This window comes from Winogradskyella poriferorum, from assembly GCF_050618035.1.
GTDB lineage: Bacteria > Bacteroidota > Bacteroidia > Flavobacteriales > Flavobacteriaceae > Winogradskyella > Winogradskyella poriferorum_A.
Window position 1 is genome coordinate 1 of the sequence record NZ_JBODPY010000002.1, and the last position, 21,054, is coordinate 21,054.

Here is a 21,054-nt window from a genome sequence, read left to right on the forward strand (position 1 = left end):
GTAGGTCGCCGCCTTTTTTGAAGCCCTTTGCTTTTTAGCTTAGGGCTTTTTTTGTATTCTATAATTTTTAAAATTCTTCTAAGAAGCATTTTAATTCTAACATAATACCATTGTTCATACATATATTCTGTAATTGTGGTAGACCCTTTCTTAAAATTTAATTTTTTCACATTCGTAATTAAGAGAAAATTTATTTGATCTGTTTGTAAGTAAACATCATTCTAAACGAACTACATTCTAAACCAATTTAGAATGAAACATCTTACGTTATTGTTTTTGTTATTAAGCCTAAATATTAATGCACAAACTCTAGAGACCTTTTTTAATGATACTAACAAGTTCATATCTGAGTATGTTATTGATGAAAAGGTAGATTACGAGAGAATTAGAGAGAATCAAACATCATTGGATCATGTTATTAATATGTCAAATGAATTGAATTTAAGCAATATCACAGATAATCAATATAAAGCACTTTGGGTCAATCTTTACAATCTATGCGTGATTAAAGGTGTTATAAATAATATAAAAATTAATTCACCTTTAGATGTTAGTGGCTTTTTTGATAAGGTAGTTTATCGCGTAGGAGGGAAGGAAGTTACCTTAAATTATATCGAAAATCAATTACTAAGAAAAAAGTTTGATGATGCAAGATTACATTTTGTTCTTGTATGCGGTGCCATAGGTTGTCCAGAATTGATAGATACCGCCTATACTCCTGAAATGATTAATCAACAGCTAGAAACCCAAACTATAAGAGCAATTAACAACCCAGAGTTTATAAAGATTAATAGAAAGAAAAAAAGAATTGTGATATCAGAAATATTTAAATGGTATAAAGAAGATTTCACTTTAAACGGTACGGAAATAGATTTTATCAATTTGTACTTGAATGAACCAATTCCGTCCAATTTTAAATTAGGTTACTACTCATACAACTGGAAATTAAATAAAAAAAGTAACTAACAAATAAAATCAATGATGAAAAAGAAATTAGTGTTATTATTTGCTATGGCTATTAGTATGGTTATAGTTGGTCAAGAAGAAGATTCAAATAAAAGTATTATTCAAGAATATACACCTTCGATATTATTAAAAAAGGGGCAATGGGATATAAAGTGGTTTAATAACCTATATACAGAAACCGAGGATTTATTTGGACCAAATGGTGATAAACAAAGTATTCCTAGAAAATCATTTTTTACTTCTTCAGTAGATATTTTTACAGGTATATCTGATAGCCGACGTGTTAATTTAGGTCTTTTATTAGAATTTAGATCAAATGTAATTGGTGGTAGAAATGCACTAGATGTGTTTTCTTTTGACGGTGAGCGAGGAAGTGCTCGTTCGGGTTTTACTTCTTTTGCACCTGCGATTAAGTTTAACCCAATTAAAAGTATTGGAAATTTCACAATCCAATCTGCGATACATATCCCATTAGTTGATAATGAAGAGGAAGACTTCGTTTTTGATTTTGATAATGATGGTAATCTAGATGGTGTCTTTTTGGATCAAAACGGCTATATATTTCAAAATAGATTCTTTTATGATTATAGTTTTTCTGATGGTAACTGGCAGTTATTTACAGAACTAAATACAGAATATAGTTTTAAAGAAGAAACGAGTTTTGCAAGTAATAGCTTAAGATTGATGCCAGGTGTATTTCTAAGTTATTTTCCGTCTTCTAAGTTTACAGTGCTTGGATTTGTTCAACATTTGCAATTAATTTCATTTGAGACTGAAGGGTTTGAGCAAGATGCTACTATATTGGGAGCTGGAGCCAAGTATCAGTTGACTGATGAGTTAAATGTAGAATTACTCTATTCAAACTTTGTGAGAGGTAATAGCACAGGTTTAGGTCAGACCTTCAATATTGGACTAAGAGCCCTTTTTTAATTTTCACACTAGAAAAACAAAACATTGAAAGTAAAATACGCCATAGTTTTACTGCTTATTACTTTTTTCTCAGGTGCGCAACAAAATGAGGTTGCTAGTATTGAAATTAGAGGGCTAAAAAGAACCAAAGAATCATTTATAAGAAAAATACTAGGTACAAAAATAAATGCTGTTTTAGACAGTACTATAATTAATAACGATATTGAGAGATTAAAGCGATTACCTCTAGTCTCTCATGTGTCTTTCCAAGTTTTTTATTCACATGAGAACAAGTACAATGTCTTCTATAACATTGAGGAAAATTTCACGTTTATTCCTAATGTCAATTTGTGGACAGCAGTAAATGATCAAGTAGCTTACAGATTAGGACTAAGTGATTTTAATTTTTTAGGACAAGGAATTGCCTTTGGCGGATTTTATCAAAATAATGGTAATGACACCTATGCCATTAACTTTAGAGCTCCTTATTTATTCAGCAAACATTTTGGATTATCGATAAATCATCAAAATTGGAAAAGTGAAGAACCTCTTTATTTTGAGAATACTAGTGCAAATTATCTATATAATAATATCTCCATTGAAGGATTAGCGATAATTGAATTTAATAGAAAGCACAAAGTTCATTTAGGTGTCAATTTTTTTACGGAGAAATTTGAGTATTTAAATGGTGATATACCAGAGGAAATACCAAGAAACCTCGATATCAATAAAACACTTTATAAATTGGTGTACGATTTTGATGATTTACATTATCATTATCAGTATATCTCAGGATTTAGAAGTTTGTTTTACTTACAATCTGTAGAAGCCCAGAATAATTTACAACCAAATTTTTTGATTGCTTGGAACGATTTTTTCTTCTTTAAGAGAATAGGTGAAAAAGGAAATTGGGCCAATAGATTACGACTTGGAATATCTACTAACAATGACAGTCCCTTTGCTCCGTTTTCTCTTGATAACAACATAAATATTAGAGGTGTCGGCAATTTAATAGATAGAGGTACAGGCGTAATAGTGCTAAATACAGAATATAGACATTCATTAATTGAAAAGGATTGGTTTGTATTGCAATCAAATGTATTTGTTGATTCTGGTACATGGAGAAATCCTGGCGGAGATTTTAGTGATTTTATAGATTCTCAGAACTTAAGAATTTACCCAGGGTTTGGACTTAGATTTATTAATAAAAAAATATATAGTGCCACCCTAAGAATTGATTACGGTTTTGGAATTACTGAAAATTCAAGTAATGGAATTGTATTTGGAATCGGACAGTATTTTTAAGAGTCATTTTGTTCAACTAATTAAAAAAGTGTAATGCGAATTGAGGTAAGGATTTTAAACCTAATTATGAGATGAAGAATTGGTTATATATCTTATTAATATCGATTTTGTTTGTTTTTCAAGATGTAAATTCTCAAGAATATATAATCAATACAGAGAAGATTGAAAGGGAAGCAAGAAAACTAATAAAAAGGAAAAAAGTTCCAGGTTTATCCATATCCGTTATTTCTAATGATTCTTTAGTTTTCTCTAAAGGTTATGGCTACGCAGATATAGAGAGAAAAATATCAATCAATTCTAGAGAAACACTTTTTAGAATAGCCAGTATTTCTAAAAGTTTGTCAGCCTATGGATTGGCTAAGGCTGTTGAACAGAACTTAATAAATTTAGATACTACTGCTTATGCCTATTTACCTGATTTCCCCAAAAAAAGATATGACTTTACTATAAGGGATTTAGGCGGACATTTGGCTGGAATTAGAAGTTATAAGGAGAAGGAATTCGAAAACTCTGAAAATTTAACTATAACAGAAGGATTAGATTTTTTTAAATCTGATACGTTGTTGTTTGAGCCTAAAACCAACTATAATTATACAAGTTATGGATGGAATTTAATATCCAAAGCACTTGAGAATTCCGCAAACACTACGTTTGAAGATTTTATGAATGCAAATGTTATTGCCCCTCTTAATTTACAAAAGACATTAGTTGATAAGAATGATGACTTAAAAAGTAAGGCAATTTATTATTCTAAGGGTAGATTGAACCGTAAATTCTATGAAGTAAAAAGTGTAAATAATTACTTTAAGCTTGCTAGTGGTGGCTATTTATCAACTTCAGAGGATATAGCTAAGTTTGGCAATGCTTTATTGAATTATACGGATATTGATACAACTATATTTAATGAATTTATATCTTCTCAAAGTCTGAAAAATAATTCAAAAACCTATTATGGAATTGGATTTCAAACAAGTTTTGATCATAATAATAGACCTTATTTTGGTCATTTTGGTAGTGGCCAAGGTAGCTATGGACTTTTCTACGTATATCCTAATGAAAAAACAGTTGTTGTAATTTTGATGAATTGCTCTAATCCTAATCAACAAAAACGATTTAATAGGATTATAGATGCTGTATTCGACTCGCGATCCTGAGAATACTGGTGTTATTCCCTAGTTTTTATCAAAAAAACTATTTACCACAGTCCTAATACTTATAAATAACATGACTATTGCAGACAAAATAATTAAAATAGCAATTATTAAAATAGGGATATAGAGTGATTTGTCCTTATTGAGTATGGCAACTCTAAACAATGAAGGGCCTGCAAATAATAGTAGAAGCGTAAACCCTAATCGCTGAAGACCTTTTTTCAAGAGCTCTTTATTTGTTCTATTATTTTCGTCCATGTCTTATACTTTCTCTAACGTTTTTATATTTCTTCAATAATCTTGATGCTTCTTCCTTAGAAATATTTAATTCATTCATTATCATTTTTTCACCTCTGTCCACTAGTTTATTATTACTCAATTGCATATCAACCATCTTATTTCCTTTTACTCTGCCTAGTTTAATCATGGAGGCTGTTGTAATCATATTAAGCACTAGCTTTTGCGCAGTGCCTGCTTTCATTCGTGAGCTACCTGTAAGAAATTCAGGGCCTACGATAACTTCAATAGGATATTTAGCTGTAAGACTTAAAGGACTATTTTTATTACAAGTAATACAACCAGTTAAAACATTATTTTCATTGCATGCCTTTAAAGCATGCACGACATAAGGTGTTGTGCCAGATGCTGCAATCCCAATTACAATATCATTTTTGGAAATTTCATAGCGTTTTAAGTCTAGCCAACCTTGTGTGGTAGAATCCTCTGCATTTTCAACTGCTTTTCTTATGGCATTATCACCACCCGCAATTAACCCAATAACAAGATTGTGAGGAACTCCAAAAGTAGGAGGGCATTCAGATGCATCAAGTATACCAAGTCTTCCACTTGTACCTGCTCCTATATAAAAAAGACGTCCACCTGAATTTAATTTTAGAATAACCTGTTCTATTAAAGATTCTATTTGAGGTAATGCCTTTTCAACGGCTAAAGGAACAATTTTATCCTCATTATTCATGTGTTTAACAATCTCATCTACAGACATTTGTTCTAGATGATTGTAATGGGAATCTTGTTCCGTAATTTTAATAAAATCCATAAGTTAAAGGTAATAAATATATCTTCTCGGTGTATTTTGTTTGTCTTAGAAACTGCCTCCTAAAGAGACTTATTGAGAAAAGATATTTCTTAATCAAACCCTTTAAATAAAAGCACAGTAATTTATTGTATAGTGTAAATTACTTCATCTACTTCAGAAAGTCTAAAGTAGCCAAAAGGAAAATTCTCAGGGTTAGTAAGGTTAATACAATTACCTCTCACCGTAGCCGGTTGAGTTTCAAATGGGCCTCCATTTTCTTCACTTCCTTGTTGCAGAAGAATAAACATGTATTCGTAAAACTCCTCGGAAACTCCGTAATTTCTGATAGTAACATTATCACCAGGTTCTAAATCTTCTTCGGTGTAAAACCCAAAAATTTGATTACCATCAGTAAACCTATCTTCATAGACTTCCAAGCTCGGTACTACAGATATTTCACTAAGAAATTCAAAGAAATAGTAGTTTTCTATATCAGCTGGATCTGTATAAAATGCTTTCAGTTCAATATCTTCTCCAGAGAACCCACCATCGTTTATTTGTTCAACAAATTCTATCGGTACTACAGATTTTAAAGTTTCTGTAGCTGTATATACTTCTTCGTTATAAATTATCGAAAGCGTATATTCCTGATCTAAAACAGGCAGGAAATTAGTATTTGTATAAATGCCTGTATTACCAACTTCCGTGAAATTATAGATATTAGAATTTATGTCTTCAATTTGTACTATAGCACCGTTGGCAGGAGGAACTTGCTCTTCGAAAAATGGTGCAGAGAGAGAAAGTTTTATGGTTTGAACATTACCTGTTGTTTCTTTAAACCAGTTAATGGATGCTTCGATCACTAATCTTGGTTCTGACTCATTTAAATCTACATCTATAACGTCTTCACAGTTAAACAGTAAAAACATTGCTACTAATATGGTAAATAACTTCCTCATTCTTAAAAACTAAAGTTATACGATACAGATGGTACAATGCCAAAAAGAGCTAACCTTAAGGCTTCATTCGTACCTGTCATTCTATTTTCTCTAAATTGAATATTTACAGCATTTCTTCGATTATAAAGATTATAAATACCAAAAACCCATTCACCTTTAAATCTTTTCGTACTATTTGGTTTAGGGTTGTAATTTACTGAAACATCTAACCTATGGTAGGCGGGTAATCGACTAGAATTACGTGATTCAAACTTCGGGACAACAATACCATTATATTCATATTGACCATTTGGAAAGGTCACAGGTAAGCCCGTTTGAAAAAGAAAATTCGAATTTAATCGCCACTTCTCATTTAATTCATAACTAGCCGTTAAAGAAATGTCATGCGTTTTGTCAAAAGGTGTGTTATACCATTCTCCATTATTAATTCCTGTTTCTATTGGAGTTCTACCAGGAGTTCTTTGTTCAGATTTGGACAGCGTATAAGAAAGCCATCCTTTTAATCTTCCTTCGTTTTTACGTAGTAATACTTCTAAACCATATGCTCTTGCTTCACCATTTAAAATGACCTGTTCAATGGCATTGTTTGCAATTAAATTAGCACCATCGGTATAATCAATTCTATTATCAATGGTTTTATAAAAAGATTCAACTTCTAAAGAATATTTATTGTCTTTAAATGTCTGAAAATAACCTATTGCCACCTGATCTAATAATTGGGGCTTAATATATTTTCCACTTGGAGCCCAAACATCTAGTGGCGTTGGCGAATTTGTATTGGACAATAAATGTAAATATTGAGCCATACGATTATAACTTGCCTTAATTGATGAATTCTCATTAAGTTGATAGGCTAGGGCTAGTCTTGGTTCAAGATTAGTGAAGGATTCTATAACCTCACTACGACTAAATGATTCTGTGTCTATAGGTTCAGCCTTTTGGTAAATACCTAGGTCTTCATTAAAAATTACAGGATTACCATCAGCGTAAACGTTTAATTCGTCTTGACCTAACCTATGAAAAGTACTTAGCCTGGTACCGTAACTTAATGATAGTCGGTCACTTATTTTGTGCTCGGCATCTAAATAAATAGCATTTTCGAAGGCATACTTATCAATTAATTTGAAAGGATTAATACCAGAATCCTCAGTATTTGGATTAATCTCACCAGGATTAAACTTGTAATAAATGCTATTAAGACCGTATTCAAGTTTAAAGTTGTTTGTGATGTAATGTTTGAAATCGTATTTAAGGTTGAAATTTCTTATTCCCGATTCCCATTCAAAGCCTACAAAATTTAGATCTAGTCCGTAGTAGTAGTCTGAATAGATTAGTGACAAGTTAGAAAATAACTTATCAGAGAATAAATGATTCCATCTAAAATTTAAAACTGAATTTCCGTACGTATTCTCAAAACTATCCTGTATGCTAAATACGTCTCTGCCAAAATAACCCGATAAGAAAATACTATTCTTATCATTTAGTTTATAACTTAATTTGGTGTTTAAATCATAAAAGTAGGCCACATTGTCTAAATCGAACAGAGGTAGAAATAAATGGACATAACTGCTTCGACCACCGAATAAAAATGAACCCTTTTCTTTTTTAATAGGGCCTTCCGCTAATAATCGACTTGAAATAAGGCCAATGCCTCCATTCATTTTAAAATTATTACTATTTCCTTCTTTCTGATATATATCTAAAACTGAAGATACACGACCGCCATATTTTGCTGGGATACCGCCTTTATATAGTTTAAGATCCTTAATTGCATCAGGATTAAATACCGAAAAAAAACCGAATAAATGGGAAGAATTAAATATTATGGCTTCATCTAAAAGAATAAGATTTTGATCTGCAGCACCACCTCTCACATTAAAACCCGAAGAACCTTCACCAGCGTTAGTGACTCCAGGTAAAAGCGTTATAGATTTTATGACATCAACTTCTCCAAAAACAACAGGCATATTTTTAATTGTAGAAATTGAAAGGGCATTAACACTCATTTGAGGTTTTTTTATGTTCAATCTTTCTACGTCTTCTTTGATTACCACTTCCTCTAAACTTTCCGCACTTTCTACAAGTTTATAGTTCTTGCTTATATCTTTATCTAGATTTATGGTTTCTGTAATAGTTTTAAATCCTAGATAGCTTATTTGTATGGTGTACTCACCTCGTGGCAGTGTAATGGAGTAAAAGCCATACTCATTTGTCATGGTCCCAGACTGGATTTCTGGTATAAGGACATTCACACCGATTAGGGTTTCATTACTTGCATTATCAGTAATAGAACCACTAAGTGTAAACTTATCTTGGGCACTTAAGATTAAGGGAATTCCTAAAAGGAAAAGAAAAAAACCACAGAGGCTCTTATTCATCACGGCAATTTTACGCAAAAATAAAAAAGCTTCATCTGGGATGAAGCTCTTTTAACGTAAGTTTAATCTTATTATAAGATGCTATTTAACAATGCGCTAGGACGCATGGCATTATTTGTTAATTTGTCATTTGGAAGATAATAGCCATCCATGTTTACTGAAGATCCTTGGCATGAAATCAAATCATCTAAAATGGCTAATTCATTAGATGATAAAAAGTCATAAACCTTCTTAAACTCAACCTGAAGGTCTAAATCCGAATTTTGGTTTGCTAAGGCTTCCGCCCAATAAAGCGCCAAATAAAAATGACTACCTCTATTATCTAGTTCATTCACTTTTCTAGAAGGGCCTTTCTTGTTTTCTAAAAGCTTTTCTGTAGCCTCATCTAGAGCTTCTCCTAATACCTTTGCTTTTGGATTAATGTTTGCATCAGCAAAATGATCTAATGAAACGGCTAAAGCCAAAAACTCACCAAGAGAATCCCAGCGTAAGTGATTTTCACTGACGAACTGCTGTACGTGCTTTGGAGCAGAGCCTCCAGCACCGGTTTCAAAAAGGCCACCACCATTCATTAATGGTACTATAGATAACATTTTAGCACTTGTTCCTAGTTCTAGAATAGGGAAAAGGTCGGTTAAATAATCTCTTAATACATTACCCGTTACAGATATAGTGTCTTTTCCTTCTTTTACACGTGCAAGTGTAAAGTTAGTAGCATCGATAGGTGATAATATCCTAATGTCTAATCCACTCGTGTCATGTGACGGAAGATATTTATTCACCTTCTTAATTAATTCTGCATCGTGTGCTCTTTCACTACCTAGCCAGAATACTGCAGGTGTTTGAGAAGCTTTCGCCCTAGTTACAGCAAGTTTAATCCAATCTTGAATTGGCTCATCTTTAACTTGGCACATTCTCCAGATATCGCCTTGCTCAACGTTATGGCTTGTAAGTACATTTCCATTCGCATCGATGACTTCAACTTTACCATCTGATTCTATTTCAAATGTTTTATCGTGAGAGCCATACTCTTCCGCTTTCTTCGCCATTAATCCAACATTAGGGACTGTTCCCATTGTTGTTGGATCAAAAGCACCATGTTTTTTACAAAAGTCAATTGTAGCAATATAAACGCCAGAATAGCTACTATCTGGAATAATAGCTTTTGTGTCTTGTTGCTCTCCTTTTGCATTCCACATTTGACCTGAAGTTCTAATCATTGCAGGCATAGAGGCGTCTATAATAACATCACTAGGTACATGCAGGTTAGTAATACCTTTATCGGAATTTACCATGGCTAAGTCTGGACCTTCGTTAAGAGTGATTTTTATATCGTTCTGTATCTCTTGTCTTTTATCTTCTGGTAATTCCTCAATTTTTTCTAAAAGATTTCCAAATCCGTTATTCTCTTCTACACCGATTTGATCAAATAATTCTTGGTGTTTTTCGAATAAACTTCTAAAATAAGTTTTGACAACATGACCAAAAATAATTGGATCAGAAACTTTCATCATTGTGGCCTTCATATGTAATGATAAAAGCACATCATTTTCTTTAGCATCATTAATTTCCTTATCTAGAAAACTTAAAAGTGCGCTTTTACTCATAACACTGGCATCAATAATTTCTCCATCAAGAAGATTAATACCTGCTTTAAGTTTAGTCTTGTTGTTATTCTTATCAGTATGTACAATATAAACTATTGTAGCATTATCTACAGTTACTGATTTTTCATTATGAGCAAAATCACCTTGTGACATTGTTGCAACATGAGTTTTAGAATCTTCTGACCAAGCACCCATTGAATGTGGGTTTTTCTTAGCAAAATTCTTAACTGCTTTTGGTGCACGTCTATCGGAATTACCTTCTCTCAAAACTGGGTTTACAGCACTACCTTTTATCTTATCATAACGTTGTTTAATCTCCTTTTCAGCTTCATTGGCAGGCTCATCTGGATAATCTGGTAATTTATACCCCTTAGCTTTTAATTCCTCAATCGCATCTTTGAGTTGTGGGATAGAGGCGCTTATATTTGGTAATTTTATAATATTAGCCTCTGGTTGTTTAGCTAACTCACCTAATTCTGCAAGGGCATTTGAAACTTTTTGATCATCATTCAGAAAATCTGGAAACACAGCTAATATCCTTGATGCCAATGAGATATCTTTAATTTCTATCTCAATCCCAGAGGATTTTGTAAAAGCTTTTACTATTGGTAAGAAAGATCGTGTCGCTAATGCTGGAGCTTCATCTGTTTTTGTATAAACAATCTTTGCTGTTTTGGTCATAGGTTATGAAAATATAATGATTGTATCTAGGCTTATTTTAAGCAGTGCAAATATACAAAAATGTACCAGCTAAAATGATGTAAGAATGATTACCTAAATGATATTTTTTATAGATTAAGTAAAAGAGATGTTTTAAAGGAAATCCTTTTAATTATTAGTTATATAAAACGCAAAAAGCCATATCAATTCAGTAAATCTGATTTAACATGGCTTTTCTTCGAAGCGGTATTAACGTGACCTATTTAGTTTTCACTAACTCAGCTGTATGGTCTAAGCCATCATCCTTTTCGGTTCAAGGGTTTCCACTTCAGAGAAACGTTTCCATCTTTCAAAATGTATTGACCTGATGTACAAACGTCTCCAAAATTGTTTTTCTTGATGTTTTTTCTTTTATCATTCACTTGCGTGTTTAATACCGTCCAAAACATTGCTCTTCCTTTTCACATTCACTTTCGTTCCTGTTACTTTTTCCGAGCTTTCATATCTTCAACACAATCCCTACACTGTATGGCTTATGCCTCAATAATCATGACCCGCTGGTTTTACTTGCCTACACAAGCCACTCACCGGCCTCAAAAAACAATCTCATAAAATAAAGAACTTTCTTTATCACAATTTAACACTTATTGAAAATAATTTCAAAACAAACACTGTTTGCCGTTAATTGTTTAGCTAAAGTATACTTTGGTTATTAATTTCCAAATTTTTTAACGGTTTAAATGTCAACATCTTATAAACCGCAGTTATTAACAAAAGTTAATAACTGAAAAAGCCTCCAGAACTGGAGGCTTTTTAATACTATTTTAGTTAGATTATCTTCTAACTTCTTTAATTCTTGCTTTTTTACCAGTAAGACCTCTGAAGTAGAATATTCTAGCTCTTCTAACTTTACCACGCTTATTAACTTCAATTTTTTGTAAAGCAGGCAAGTTTACTGGGAAGATACGTTCTACACCAATTGTTCCTGACATTTTACGGATAGTAAACGTCTCAGTAGCACCAGACCCTTTACGTTGTAATACTACACCTTTAAAAAACTGGGTACGTGTTTTATTACCTTCTTTAATTTCGTAATACACTGTGATTGTATCGCCAGCACTAAATTCTGGAAGATCTTTTCTTGTTACAAATTCGTCTTGTACAAATTTTACTAAAGAATTCATTTTTATTGTTTATTGGTTTTTTCAAATCAACATTCACGATTCTCGCCAGAGGTTAACCTAAAAGTGGCTGCAAAGATAATTAAAAAGTTAAGAGTTAAAAGCGAATACCTTAAAGTTTTTTACAAAACTATTTTAATCCTCATTTAATAAATCTGGTCTTCGTTCTTGAGTTCGTTGGAGTGCTTGGTCCTCTCGCCATTTTTCTATTTTTGGGAAATTTCCACTGAATAAAATCTCTGGGACTTTCATTCCCTTATATTCTCTTGGTCTTGTGTAAATAGGAGGTGCTAATAAATTATCTTGAAATGAGTCTGTGAGTGCTGATGTTTCATTGCCAAGTACTCCGGGAATTAACCGTATAATGGCATCACATAATACAGCTGCGCCCAATTCACCACCAGAAAGTACATAATCACCAATTGAAATTTCTTTAGTTATAAATAAATCTCTTACACGTTGATCAACCCCTTTATAATGACCACAGAGAATAATTATATTCTTTTTTAAAGATAGGGTATTGGCTATTCCTTGGTTGAGTCGTTCCCCATCTGGTGTCATATATATGATTTCATCATACGTGCGTTCCTTCTTAAGTTGCGAAATACATTTGTCAATAGGTTCTATCATCATTACCATGCCCGCACCACCACCAAATTGATAGTCATCCACAGACTTGTAATTATCGGTCGTATAATCTCTTAAATTATGGAAATGTACTTCTACAAGATTTGCTTCGATAGCTCTTTTAAGAATAGAAGCATCAAAGGGACTTTTCAATAATTCTGGTAAAACAGTAATAATATCTATACGCATTTTGCAAAGATGCAATAATTAAGAATCAAAAAAAATCCGCAAGGTCAACTTACGGATTTAATATAATATTTAAATGAGATTTTAAGCCTTATTCTTATTTATTTCGTCTTGTAATTGACGACGTACTTTTTGTTCTCTTTCTAACGCTACCCGTCTATGCTCTTCAAATTCAGACTCTACTTCTTCTAACTTAAGTTTTGCTGCTTTAGTAAGTGCATTGCTCCCTTTGAATTTTAAAATAAAAAATATTAAAAGTGCAAATAAACCAGCAATAATACTCCACATTAGAACATTATAATTTGTTTTACCAAGTTGCATTCCAAAGAGCGCCATGCTATTTTTTTCTGCTTCGGTCTGATTAAGTGTGGTCTGCGTATTCGAAAGTTGCGATTTTAAATCACTTATTTCCTTTTTTTGACTCTCAACTGTTTTTTCAGAAGCATCAAGCTTAGCGTATGTTGTATTGAGTGAATCTAAAACGTGCGCTTTCAAGGTTAGGAGTGAGGTGTACTTAACGGCTTCATATTTTTGACCGTTAACACCTTTAAAATTTCCAGATTTCTTAAAAATATATTCGAATTGATTATCTATGGTTCCACTGTTTAAGGATAATTGTTCTTCCTGAACTGGAGTAGAATTTGCTTGCGCATTAATAAATTGAAAACAGATTGTAAAAAGCAGAAGGACAGTGACTTTAGTCAAGAATTTCATCTTAATTAATTTTGGTTACGTTAGGATTAATTCAGTGCCAATATAGTAATTTTAATAGCATTTAAAGTAAGATTTTGACTTAAAAATATTAGTAAAATAGCGCACTTAGTAATATACGATTCATAGTCGTGATTTGGATTTTCTATAAAAGAAAATGGCCTATCAAATAGGCCATTTTATATTGATTACTAATTTTTAATAATATGCGTAGCGTCTTACTTTGGATATGTATTTGGCAAGCCTTATTACCTGATGACTGTAGCCATATTCATTATCATACCAAATGTATAGGATGATGTTTTTACCATCTTTACGAACTATAGATGCTTTACTATCATAAATTGAAGGTGCGGAGCTACCTACAATATCGCTCGATACTAACTCATCACTCATTTCATACTTAATCTGTTCAACGAGGTTACCCTCTAATGCATACTTTTTCATTATAGTATTAAGTGCATCGAGTGAGGTCTTTTTTTCTAGTTGCAGATTTAGAATGGCTAGGGAGCCATTTGGTACAGGAACTCTAATAGCGTTCGATGTTAGTTTACCATCTAATGAGGGTAGCGCTTTACTCACCGCTTGTCCTGCTCCAGTTTCTGTGATAACCATATTAAGACCAGCAGCTCTTCCACGACGGTATTTTTTATGGAAATTATCAACTAGATTTTGATCGTTTGTGTACGCATGGATTGTCTCTAAATGACCAGATTTAATTCCAAAAGAATCTTCAACAGCCTTTAAAACTGGTGTTATGGCATTTGTTGTACAAGATGCCGCAGAGTAAATTTTTACTTTATCAGGGTCGTGTTCTAAATGGTTTACACCATGCACTATATTTGGAATTCCTTTACCTGGAGCTGTTAATAATACTTTATCTACACCTTTGGCCTTTAAATGTCTTTTTAGTGCTTTATCATCTCTAAATGCACCTGTATTATCTATAACTAAAGCGTTTTTTATACCATAAGCAGTGTAATCTATGTCTTCTGGTGCATTCGCAGAAATTACATTTACTGTTGTGCCATTTATAATCAATGCACTATTCTTCGCATCTGTAACCACCATACCAGAAAAATCACCATGGACAGAGTCATTTCTCAATAAAGATGCACGCTTCTCTAAGACAGTTTCGTTAATCTCTCCTCGAGTCACAATGGCTCTCAGCCTTAATTGACTGCCAGCACCTGTTCTTGTCATTAATTCTCTGGCAACTAATCTGCCAATTCTACCAAAACCATACAAAACAACATCTTTGGGCTCAATTGCCTCATTATTCTTAGATTCTTTCAGCTTTGCAGAAACAAATGCTGTAGCATTACCATACTTATTATCTTCTAAATGATACTCATAAGTAAGTTTACCAATATCTAACTTGGCAGGAGGCATGCTCATTTTACTTATCGCTTGCGCGATTTCAACTGAATCAAAAATTGAGATTGGTTTTTGCACGAATTCACCAGCATACTCGTGAAGATTTAAAATTTCACTTACATTTTTATCAATTAACTGGTTTCTAAAAAGAACAATTTCAATTGATTTATCATACCATAAATCGGTAATTATTTTGATAAATTCAACAGTTGCTCTTCGACGATCGGCTTGAAAGGCTAACTCTTTTTCGTAAGTATCGTTATGACCCATTTTTTATATTTTGAGATTTAGAATTCGCGGCAAAAATACATATTTCAAACGTTTTCGTAACACATTTTGACGAAAATAAAAACCCTTTAAAGAATAACTCTAAAGGGTTCATATTTTGATAAGAATTTGTACTATTTAAAATTATAAACTGTTTTTTCGCCTTCCTTATTTATAACTTCAATTTGTAAAGGTTCATTATATCCTCTTATTTTCATTGCTGTCTGAACGTCGTCAACAGTATATAACTTTTTTCCATTAATTTTTGTCACTATACTTCCTTCTTCTACGCCATTTCTATTCCAGTAATTTTTATAATTTTCTTCATAAAATTCTGAAATCTTTACGCCATAATTAATATCGTACTTTTTGAGATCTTCACTAGTCGCATTCTTCACATAACCTATAGTCTCTAATAATGTTATGGCTGGTTTAAGCAAAGTTACCGGTAAAATCTCCTCGTCACCATCCCTAATTAAGGTTACATTCACGATGTCATTTGGACTTTTAGTTTTAAGATAACCTGTTAGATCAGAGAATTTGTTGATTTCTACATTATCAATTCTTCTTATGATATCACCAGATTGAATTCCGGCTTTTTCTGCACCAGTATCTTCTTGAACTTCACTTACATAGAAACCTTCTGTAATGTCTACACCTAATTGTTCAGCAGCCTTACTGTTTAATGCGCCACCAACAACACCTAAAATTCCGTTTTGAACATTACCATACTCCATAATGTCATTAACGATCTTTCTGGCAATATTACTAGGGACAGCAAATGAATAACCAATGTAAGAGCCTGTTCTCGAAGAAATGGCTGTGTTAATACCAATTAAGTCACCATTAGTATTTACTAATGCGCCACCAGAATTTCCTGGGTTTACGGCCGCATCAGTCTGAATAAAGGATTGTACATTTTGTCCTGTTAAATCTCTTGATTTGGCACTTATGATTCCTGCTGTAACTGTAGAATTTAAATTAAATGGATTTCCGACAGCCAATACCCATTCTCCAATTTTTGCATTATCAGAATCACCAAATGCCAAGAATGGCAAGTCTTCTTCAGTTTCAATTTTTATTAATGCGATGTCAGTTGCTTCATCCGAGCCCACAAGTTCAGCCGTGTAAACCTTATTATTATTTAAGGTTATACTAATATCATTAGCATTTTTAATAACATGGTAATTGGTAACAATATAACCCGAAGGTGAGATTATTACACCACTTCCAGTACCAACTTGTGCACGCTCGCTACTTCTTCCAGAAAACAAATCGTACATAGTCATTGGTGCGGTAACAATAGCTGTATTTTTAACATGAACAACAGCATCTAAAGTCTTTTCTGCGGCCTCGACGAAACTGGGTGCTTCTGATGCAATTGTATTGAGAGTACTTGTACTTGTTGGAACATAAATGGGAATTTCTTGTGCATCATTAACAATAACAGGTTCGTTTTGGCTTTCCTCAATAAAAAGTTTATATCCACCTAATGTTAATAGGCCTCCTAAAACTGAAACACCGACTAAGGTTAAAATCTTCTTCATAATTCTATTAATTATTATTCAACTATTTAACGTTTAAATTTAGAGATTTATTGAAATTCAAAATCATATTTAACGACTATTTAACTTCACTTTTAACGCCTAATTAACAGCTCCCAGTACTTACTATTATTACTATATTTGCAAGGCATATGACAACCACATTTTACAAATATCAAGGAACTGGAAATGACTTTATTATCATTGATAATCGTCAAGACATTATAGACAAAAATGATACCAAGCGTATAAAACAATTATGCGACCGACGATTTGGCATTGGTGCAGATGGTTTTATTCTTTTAGAGAATGACGAATTTTCAGATTTTAAGATGGTCTACTACAATGCTGATGGCAATGAAAGTAGTATGTGCGGTAATGGCGGACGTTGTATAGTAGCATTTGCTAATTTCTTGGGAGTTATTGATACTGAAACTAAGTTTAATGCCATTGATGGATTACATAAGGCAAGAATAAACGGTGATTTTATTTCATTACAAATGGGAGATGTGAATAATGTAGAATTATATGACAGTCATGTTTTTTTAGATACAGGATCACCACATCATGTAGAGATGGTTAATGACATTAAAAATATTGATGTTAAATCAAGAGGTGCAAAAATTCGCTATGGCGAACCATATAGCGCAACTGGTAGTAACGTTAATTTTGTAGAACCTATCAGCAAAGATATATTTTCGGTAAGAACCTATGAAAGAGGTGTTGAAGATGAGACTTTTTCTTGCGGCACTGGTGTTACAGCTGTAGCTCTAGCTATGCATGCCACAAAAAGAACTGAAGCCAATACAATAAAACTTAATACTCCAGGAGGTCATTTAGAAGTAAATTTTAAGTCTAATGATTCTGGTTACGAAGATGTTTGGCTTGTTGGACCAGCTAAGCAAGTTTTTAAAGGTGAATTAGTATGGTAAATCTAAAGGGCGACAAAATTTATTTGAGGGCATTAGAGCCAGAAGACTTAGAATTTGTTTACACCATAGAGAATGATACTGCACTTTGGAGTTTAAGTGACACAAAGCAACCTTATTCTAGGTATCTTATTAGAGAATATCTAAAAAATGCAAAACAGGATATTTTTGAAGCTAAACAGTTGCGATTAGCAATTTGTCAGCAATCTGATAATAAGATACTTGGCTTAATAGATTTGTACGATTTTAGTCCGCTTCATAAAAGAGCAGGTCTAGGTATTTTAATAAAGGAAATCTCTGATAGAAAGAAAGGAATTGGTAGTGAGGCCTTAAATCTATTGGTGAATTATGCATTCGATATTTTAAATTTACACCAAGTTTACGCTAACATTTCTGAAACAAACTCAGCGAGTTTAGCACTTTTTGAAAATAATGGATTTGAAAAAATCGGATTAAAAAAAGATTGGAGTTACGATGGTAAATCCTATAGCAATGAGTTTATTTTACAACGCATTAATCACTAGGTTATGTATATAAAGAAGATACTTTGGGCAGTCGCTTTGATAGGGTTAATAATATGTGGTATTATCGCATATAACATCTATGGAGCGATGTTTTCGCCTAATACAGCATTTAATAATGAAGAGGCTTATATTTTTGTACCAAGTGATGCGAGCTACAATGATGTTAGGGAACAATTAGAGCCACTTTTAGTTGATATCGATGGTTTTGACGCTTTGGCTAAGCAGAAGAAGTACACGAGCAATATAAAAGCTGGTAAGTTCGCTATCCGCAAAGGCATGAATAATAATGATATTATTAATTCAATAAGAAGCCGTAATATTCCAATAAAAATTTCTTTTAATAATCAAAATAGTATCGAAGCGCTAGCAGGACGAATAAGTAAGCAGATTGAAGCTGATAGTGGATCGTTAGTAAATGCCATGAGAGATGCGTTATTTTTAAGCGAGAATGGTTTTAATGAGGCTACAGCTTTAGGTATGTACTTACCTAATAGCTACGAGTTTTTCTGGAATACAAATGCAGAAAAATTTAGAGATAAAATGTTGAGTGAGTACAAGCGTTTTTGGAATGATGCGAGAGTTAAAAAAGCACAAGAATTAAATTTATCTCCTAATGAGGTCATCACATTAGCTTCAATTGTGCATGAAGAGTCTAAGAAAAGGGATGAGCAACCAAGAGTAGCAGGTGTATATCTAAATAGATTACGTATTGGTATGCCTCTTCAAGCCGATCCCACTTTAAAGTTTGCGGCATATCAATTACCAGAATATAAAAATACAGTTATAAGACGTGTACTTAATGTTCATAAAACAATAGACTCGCCTTACAACACCTACATAAACAAAGGTCTTCCGCCTGGATTAATTGCAATGCCAGATTTATCCGCAATCCGAGCTGTTCTAAATGCTGAGAAACATTCCTATTTGTACTTTGCCGCAGATGCTGAGCGTTTTGGTTATCATAAATTTGCAAAGACTTTATCACAGCATAATAATAATGCAAGGCAATATCAACGGTATCTATCCTCACAAGGCATCAGAAAATAAGGCCTTATATAAAAGGATACTTTTATTATTCTTTTTATTAAGTAGTTCTCTTATTATAAATGCTCAGAGTAAGCTAAACAGATTTTTAGCACCGAGCGATACGCTCGACATACCTCGACGCAATACGGTTGTAATTACTGAGGCATCGCTTGCAACTATTACGCTGGTTGGATTAAATGAACTATGGTATTCTGACTACGAAAGGTCATCGTTTAGAACAGTGAATGATAATGAGGAATGGTTACAGATGGACAAATTGGGCCATATTTTTTCTTCTTATCAATTAGGACGATTGGGTGCTAATACACTTAATTGGGCTGGTGTTAGTGAAAAAGACCAACTCTTATATGGCTCAACACTTGGTTTTGGTTTTTTAACTGCAGTTGAAGTTATGGATGGTTTTTCTGAAGAATGGGGATTCTCTTGGTTAGATATGTTGGCCAATTTAACAGGAACGGGTTTGTACGTTGGTCAGGAACTCTTATGGCGAGAACAGCGCATAACTATGAAATATTCTTTTAATACTTCACCCTATGCAAGTCAAAGAACAGATGCACTGGGTGATGGATTTTTTGAAGAATTTTTAAAAGATTATAATGGGCAAACTTATTGGCTGAGTGCTAATATTAATGCCTTTATTCCAAATAATACAATCCCAAATTGGTTAAATATTGCATTTGGATATGGAGCAGATGGCATGCTAACAGGTGATCCAAAGGATATAGCCTTTCCCAATCAAAATAGGATAAGACAGTATTACCTAAGTTTAGATGTAGATTTAACAAGAATTAGAACAAATTCTCACTTCCTCAGAACACTATTTGACGTTTTTAACGTAATTAAGATCCCTTTTCCGGCATTAGAGCTTAATAGTGAAGGTCGCGTAAAGCTCCATTATCTCTACTTTTAATAACTATTTATAACGCTTAAGTCACTGACTTTCAGCATTTAATTAATATTCGTATATTTGCACCCGAATTTAATAAAGCCGATTGGGGTACAGGTTTTATTTAAATATTAGCTGTTATGGTTAAAAATAGTATCAAAAATATTATTCTTCCGTTTGCTATTTGTTTGGCAATAGCAATCGCCCTATACCCAGATTCTGAATTAAATCTAGAGATTTATTCTACTTCTGGTTTAGAATTAGACTACACTGTTAAGGATGAATTTGCAATGAACTTGCAAACACCTCATAATGATCATTCTCAAACTATTTTCACACCTTTTTTAGGGAAGTCTTTTGAAGGTTTTAAAGAGGCTTTAGCTTTCAAAGAGTCTAGAGGAGATTATTTTACTGTGAATACATTAGGATACTTAGGTAAATATCAATTTGGGTCAGAAACATTAAAACTAATTGGTATTTATAGTCCAAAGAGTTTCTTATACAATCCTGAATTACAAGAGAAGGCCTTTATAGCGAATGCAGAACGTAATAAATGGATTTTAAGAAAAGACATTAAGCGTTTTGATGGAAAAGTTATTGGAGGTATAACTGTAACAGAATCTGGTATACTTGCGGCAGCGCATCTTGCTGGACCTGGTAGTGTAAAAAAATTCTTGAGAAGCTCTGGGAATTATAATTTTTCGGATGCTTATGGTTCAACAGTGAAGTATTACATGAAAAAATTCTCTGGTTATGATACTTCTTTTGTGAAACCAAATAAAAAGGCAAAAGCCAGAATTTAAT

The 21,054-nt window shown here is 32.9% G+C and carries 19 protein-coding genes; 9 read left to right on the forward strand and 10 right to left on the reverse strand.

Annotated elements, in window-relative coordinates; genetic code table 11:
* Positions 1-252 precede the first annotated feature (252 nt).
* The 4 genes from ACRHOC_RS04815 (at position 253) to ACRHOC_RS04830 (ending at position 4,334) form a co-directional block, all read left to right on the forward strand.
* Positions 253-966 (forward strand): DUF547 domain-containing protein, encoded by a 714-nt coding sequence (locus tag ACRHOC_RS04815; RefSeq protein ID WP_431157456.1) that lies wholly within the window; start codon positions 253-255, stop codon positions 964-966.
* Positions 967-978: 12 nt separating this feature from the next.
* Positions 979-1,896: a hypothetical protein gene (locus ACRHOC_RS04820; RefSeq protein ID WP_431157457.1), complete on the forward strand. Its 918-nt coding sequence runs from the start codon at positions 979-981 to the stop codon at positions 1,894-1,896.
* Between the two features lie 24 nt (positions 1,897-1,920).
* Positions 1,921-3,180 carry a POTRA domain-containing protein gene (locus tag ACRHOC_RS04825; protein ID WP_431157458.1) on the forward strand — a complete coding sequence of 420 codons (1,260 nt, stop codon included), beginning with the start codon at positions 1,921-1,923 and terminating at the stop codon, positions 3,178-3,180.
* A 71-nt stretch (positions 3,181-3,251) separates the two neighbouring features.
* Complete coding sequence (locus tag ACRHOC_RS04830; RefSeq protein ID WP_431157459.1) at positions 3,252-4,334, forward strand: serine hydrolase domain-containing protein; 1,083 nt, start codon at positions 3,252-3,254, stop codon at positions 4,332-4,334.
* Positions 4,335-4,352: 18 nt separating this feature from the next.
* On the opposite strand, the gene ACRHOC_RS04835 is transcribed toward ACRHOC_RS04830, so the two are convergent.
* From ACRHOC_RS04835 to ACRHOC_RS04880, 10 genes are all read right to left on the reverse strand, one after another.
* Positions 4,353-4,589 (reverse strand): DUF6095 family protein, encoded by a 237-nt coding sequence (locus ACRHOC_RS04835; RefSeq protein ID WP_431157460.1) that lies wholly within the window; start codon positions 4,587-4,589, stop codon positions 4,353-4,355.
* The gene (murQ, locus tag ACRHOC_RS04840; protein ID WP_431157461.1) at positions 4,576-5,388 is read right to left on the reverse strand and encodes an N-acetylmuramic acid 6-phosphate etherase; all 813 of its coding nucleotides are present in this window, start codon (positions 5,386-5,388) and stop codon (positions 4,576-4,578) included. The genes ACRHOC_RS04835 and murQ overlap by 14 nt, the downstream gene beginning before the upstream one ends.
* Positions 5,389-5,510: 122 nt before the next feature.
* On the reverse strand, positions 5,511-6,326 hold the full coding sequence (locus ACRHOC_RS04845) for a DUF4249 domain-containing protein (RefSeq protein WP_431157462.1): 816 nt from the start codon (positions 6,324-6,326) through the stop codon (positions 5,511-5,513).
* Between the two features lie 2 nt (positions 6,327-6,328).
* Positions 6,329-8,704, reverse strand: a complete 2,376-nt coding sequence (locus tag ACRHOC_RS04850) for a TonB-dependent receptor (RefSeq protein ID WP_431157463.1) — start codon at positions 8,702-8,704, stop codon at positions 6,329-6,331.
* A gap of 71 nt (positions 8,705-8,775) precedes the next feature.
* Positions 8,776-10,992 (reverse strand): NADP-dependent isocitrate dehydrogenase, encoded by a 2,217-nt coding sequence (locus ACRHOC_RS04855; RefSeq protein ID WP_431157464.1) that lies wholly within the window; start codon positions 10,990-10,992, stop codon positions 8,776-8,778.
* Between the two features lie 812 nt (positions 10,993-11,804).
* Positions 11,805-12,155 (reverse strand): 50S ribosomal protein L19, encoded by a 351-nt coding sequence (rplS, locus tag ACRHOC_RS04860; protein ID WP_431157465.1) that lies wholly within the window; start codon positions 12,153-12,155, stop codon positions 11,805-11,807.
* 132 nt (positions 12,156-12,287) lie between these two features.
* Entirely contained in the window at positions 12,288-12,968 is a 681-nt protein-coding gene (gene trmD / locus ACRHOC_RS04865) for a tRNA (guanosine(37)-N1)-methyltransferase TrmD (RefSeq protein WP_431157466.1), read from the reverse strand.
* 81 nt (positions 12,969-13,049) lie between these two features.
* Positions 13,050-13,679: a tRNA (guanine-N1)-methyltransferase gene (locus ACRHOC_RS04870; RefSeq protein ID WP_431157467.1), complete on the reverse strand. Its 630-nt coding sequence runs from the start codon at positions 13,677-13,679 to the stop codon at positions 13,050-13,052.
* A gap of 195 nt (positions 13,680-13,874) precedes the next feature.
* Positions 13,875-15,323 carry a glyceraldehyde-3-phosphate dehydrogenase gene (locus ACRHOC_RS04875; protein WP_431157468.1) on the reverse strand — a complete coding sequence of 483 codons (1,449 nt, stop codon included), beginning with the start codon at positions 15,321-15,323 and terminating at the stop codon, positions 13,875-13,877.
* 131 nt (positions 15,324-15,454) lie between these two features.
* Entirely contained in the window at positions 15,455-16,867 is a 1,413-nt protein-coding gene (locus ACRHOC_RS04880; RefSeq protein ID WP_431157469.1) for a S1C family serine protease, read from the reverse strand.
* Between the two features lie 149 nt (positions 16,868-17,016).
* On the opposite strand from ACRHOC_RS04880, the gene dapF reads away from it, so the two are divergent.
* From dapF to ACRHOC_RS04905, 5 genes are all read left to right on the forward strand, one after another.
* Positions 17,017-17,796, forward strand: a complete 780-nt coding sequence (dapF, locus tag ACRHOC_RS04885; protein WP_431157470.1) for a diaminopimelate epimerase — start codon at positions 17,017-17,019, stop codon at positions 17,794-17,796.
* The gene (locus tag ACRHOC_RS04890) at positions 17,790-18,317 is read left to right on the forward strand and encodes a GNAT family N-acetyltransferase (RefSeq protein ID WP_431157471.1); all 528 of its coding nucleotides are present in this window, start codon (positions 17,790-17,792) and stop codon (positions 18,315-18,317) included. Before dapF ends, ACRHOC_RS04890 begins: the two co-directional genes overlap by 7 nt.
* A 3-nt stretch (positions 18,318-18,320) precedes the next feature.
* Entirely contained in the window at positions 18,321-19,364 is a 1,044-nt protein-coding gene (gene mltG, locus ACRHOC_RS04895; RefSeq protein ID WP_431157472.1) for an endolytic transglycosylase MltG, read from the forward strand.
* Positions 19,315-20,274: a DUF2279 domain-containing protein gene (locus ACRHOC_RS04900; RefSeq protein WP_431157473.1), complete on the forward strand. Its 960-nt coding sequence runs from the start codon at positions 19,315-19,317 to the stop codon at positions 20,272-20,274. The genes mltG and ACRHOC_RS04900 overlap by 50 nt, the downstream gene beginning before the upstream one ends.
* 116 nt (positions 20,275-20,390) lie before the next feature.
* Complete coding sequence (locus ACRHOC_RS04905; protein WP_431157474.1) at positions 20,391-21,053, forward strand: peptidoglycan-binding protein LysM; 663 nt, start codon at positions 20,391-20,393, stop codon at positions 21,051-21,053.
* The last annotated feature ends 1 nt before the right edge of the window (position 21,054 follow it).

Excerpts from the sequence above, each read along its gene's own strand:
- ACRHOC_RS04815 (WP_431157456.1), top strand. The coding sequence starts at position 253 with ATGAAACATCTTACGTTATTGTTTTTGTTATTAAGCCTAAATATTAAT.
- ACRHOC_RS04820 (WP_431157457.1), top strand. The coding sequence starts at position 979 with ATGATGAAAAAGAAATTAGTGTTATTATTTGCTATGGCTATTAGTATG.
- ACRHOC_RS04830 (WP_431157459.1), top strand. The coding sequence starts at position 3,252 with ATGAAGAATTGGTTATATATCTTATTAATATCGATTTTGTTTGTTTTT.
- ACRHOC_RS04835 (WP_431157460.1), bottom strand. The coding sequence starts at position 4,589 with ATGGACGAAAATAATAGAACAAATAAAGAGCTCTTGAAAAAAGGTCTT.
- murQ (WP_431157461.1), bottom strand. The coding sequence starts at position 5,388 with ATGGATTTTATTAAAATTACGGAACAAGATTCCCATTACAATCATCTA.
- ACRHOC_RS04845 (WP_431157462.1), bottom strand. The coding sequence starts at position 6,326 with ATGAGGAAGTTATTTACCATATTAGTAGCAATGTTTTTACTGTTTAAC.
- ACRHOC_RS04850 (WP_431157463.1), bottom strand. The coding sequence starts at position 8,704 with ATGAATAAGAGCCTCTGTGGTTTTTTTCTTTTCCTTTTAGGAATTCCC.
- ACRHOC_RS04855 (WP_431157464.1), bottom strand. The coding sequence starts at position 10,992 with ATGACCAAAACAGCAAAGATTGTTTATACAAAAACAGATGAAGCTCCA.
- rplS (WP_431157465.1), bottom strand. The coding sequence starts at position 12,155 with ATGAATTCTTTAGTAAAATTTGTACAAGACGAATTTGTAACAAGAAAA.
- trmD (WP_431157466.1), bottom strand. The coding sequence starts at position 12,968 with ATGCGTATAGATATTATTACTGTTTTACCAGAATTATTGAAAAGTCCC.
- ACRHOC_RS04870 (WP_431157467.1), bottom strand. The coding sequence starts at position 13,679 with ATGAAATTCTTGACTAAAGTCACTGTCCTTCTGCTTTTTACAATCTGT.
- ACRHOC_RS04875 (WP_431157468.1), bottom strand. The coding sequence starts at position 15,323 with ATGGGTCATAACGATACTTACGAAAAAGAGTTAGCCTTTCAAGCCGAT.
- ACRHOC_RS04880 (WP_431157469.1), bottom strand. The coding sequence starts at position 16,867 with ATGAAGAAGATTTTAACCTTAGTCGGTGTTTCAGTTTTAGGAGGCCTA.
- dapF (WP_431157470.1), top strand. The coding sequence starts at position 17,017 with ATGACAACCACATTTTACAAATATCAAGGAACTGGAAATGACTTTATT.
- ACRHOC_RS04890 (WP_431157471.1), top strand. The coding sequence starts at position 17,790 with ATGGTAAATCTAAAGGGCGACAAAATTTATTTGAGGGCATTAGAGCCA.
- mltG (WP_431157472.1), top strand. The coding sequence starts at position 18,321 with ATGTATATAAAGAAGATACTTTGGGCAGTCGCTTTGATAGGGTTAATA.
- ACRHOC_RS04900 (WP_431157473.1), top strand. The coding sequence starts at position 19,315 with ATGCAAGGCAATATCAACGGTATCTATCCTCACAAGGCATCAGAAAAT.
- ACRHOC_RS04905 (WP_431157474.1), top strand. The coding sequence starts at position 20,391 with ATGGTTAAAAATAGTATCAAAAATATTATTCTTCCGTTTGCTATTTGT.